This window comes from Erwinia psidii (assembly GCF_003846135.1).
Lineage (GTDB): Bacteria > Pseudomonadota > Gammaproteobacteria > Enterobacterales > Enterobacteriaceae > Erwinia > Erwinia psidii.
The window spans coordinates 1-2,073 of record NZ_RHHM01000033.1 but is presented as its reverse complement, the minus strand read 5'-3'; the positions used below and the strand labels follow the sequence as shown (position 1 = coordinate 2,073).

Genomic DNA, 2,073 nt, shown 5'->3' with positions numbered 1-2,073 from the left:
AAAAACCGCCTTGCGGCGGCATCACATTGCTTTATAACTGCTTGTTTTTATATATTTTAATCTGTGGTGCCCGGGGCGGGACTTGAACCCGCACAGCCATAAAGCCGAGGGATTTTAAATCCCGTTTTTTATTAAAATAAATCATAGATTTATTTGCATTTCGCCTAACATAACGCTCAGAAACGATGCACTCAATACACGCTCTGACGACAATATAAAATTTGATGTTAGGCGGGAACTTCCTCCTCGATTGCATCAACACACTTTTCCAAATATCCCGGATATACTGTCAGCATCCAGAAATTGCTTATTATCACCACTAATATTGGAAAACCTTATTTAACATTGCTTATCTGTTTACAACTTATCCATTAAACCACATAGTAACGGAGATTAACCGCAGACTGAAACAAGACATCAGTTAAGGATGCCGGTCAGCCACTCTTTGATTGAATAAAAGGTAACGTTATGGATAACTACTTAGCAAAGAAACGCTTTTCTGATTATTACCTCACAATGGCCAGCCTTGAAGCCCGCAAGCTTATGAGCACAACCGAGCGGGTGGGATTTCGCCATCTCCGTAGTATCACCGTCCGAAACGACTTTAAAAATAATGTTCAGGAGTTTATTTCAAATCAGTTAAAGACGATTCGTACCGCCCGAAATGATTCACAATGTCAGGAATGCATCAGCAATCTGCAACTTGAACGAAGATATCTCGATGAGCAGGACAGACAGCTTAATCATCGTAATTTGAAAGTTGTGGCCACAGCTCAGCTAAAAGAGGAAAACGGCGTATGGGGTTATGTAATTAATGGTGTCAGTCTGATACTAAGCGGCATGCAGGTTATCGCGGGCATAGGCATTGCAGTACCATCGATTCTGACAGCTAATATTGTCAGTTTTGCTTTCGGAAGCATGTTAGTGCTTCACGGCCTTAACGGTGTTGAAGAAAGCCTGTTGAATTTGAAGTCAGGAAGGAATGACGCTGAAGGTTTTTTAAAAGAAAAATATATCCAGACGGCTATGTTTTTGGGGTTTGATGAGAGAACAGGCAGGCTGGCTTATAGTTATGCGGATCTCTTTCTCTCAGTCTACGGTCTTTCCCGACTAGTCTTAAAACCTAACACCTGGAGATTATTTAGCTACATTCGTTCAGATTATGTGCGAAACATAAAGAATATGTCACGCTCAAATCTGTTAATTGAAATCGGAAGCGATGCCGCGACAATTAAATCAATTTACAGCGAAAGTCATAACTGAGGATATTTCTTTCTAAAAAAATATGCTTTGGCACCTAATTTAAGTGGTGCCACAAACCATACTGCAATAAATGCGAAAGCCAGGACTAAGGTTAGTACAAAAAAATCAGTATCTTCCCTTAAAAAAATACTGCTTCCATAAAACCCAAAAATGATGACCAATAACGCAATAGCCCCAACAAATCTTTTGCTAAGCTCTACTATTAAAACCTGATAAGTCGTCGAGTCCCTTTCTGTCATAAATTTAAGAAGGGCTATTTCCTTACGATTAAACCCGTCTTCAGCCAGCTTTTTTTCCATCTCAATATTATTCATATGCAATCCTTACATACCGTTTCCTGCTACATGTAATCATAACGTCTTCAGTATAAAGGGCAACGAAAAAAAACCGGCTTTCGCCGGGCCTGGTGTTGGCGTACTGGAAAATAGCTATCAGAAAAAATGGTACAGCAGGATGAATATGGCAGACCAGAATGCAATGCAGCCAGGGAGAACAGCAAGCCAGGTATTTCTTCGCGTCCATTTCATGATGTTGCTCCTTATACCCGGTTAAAATAACCACACCGGATACAGCCCGCCAATCGTTACTCTCGATCAATCAGGGCGTATTGATCGACGATACAGATCGATAATTATAACTTATTGTATTTAATGATATTTACACCACCCCTGCCACCTGTATATATTAGTACGCAGCTACCGGACACACTCTGCCGTGGCCGTATCGGCCTGTAAATCTGCGTCGCTGTCTGTGCCAGCATCACTTATCCGGCACGGTGGCTGCATCAAATCCGGGGATATGGTTGGCCGC

The 2,073-nt window shown here is 41.5% G+C and carries 2 protein-coding genes; one reads left to right on the top strand and one right to left on the bottom strand.

Translation table 11 applies throughout. The features are described from left to right. Positions 1-468: 468 nt before the first annotated feature. The gene (locus tag EB241_RS20665) at positions 469-1,263 is read left to right on the top strand and encodes a DUF4225 domain-containing protein (protein ID WP_124234934.1); all 795 of its coding nucleotides are present in this window, start codon (positions 469-471) and stop codon (positions 1,261-1,263) included. Here the strand turns inward: EB241_RS20665 and EB241_RS20660 are convergent. Then, positions 1,254-1,577: a hypothetical protein gene (locus tag EB241_RS20660; protein ID WP_124234933.1), complete on the bottom strand. Its 324-nt coding sequence runs from the start codon at positions 1,575-1,577 to the stop codon at positions 1,254-1,256. The two genes, EB241_RS20665 and EB241_RS20660, sit on opposite strands and share 10 nt — an antisense overlap. Between the last annotated feature and the right edge of the window lie 496 nt (positions 1,578-2,073).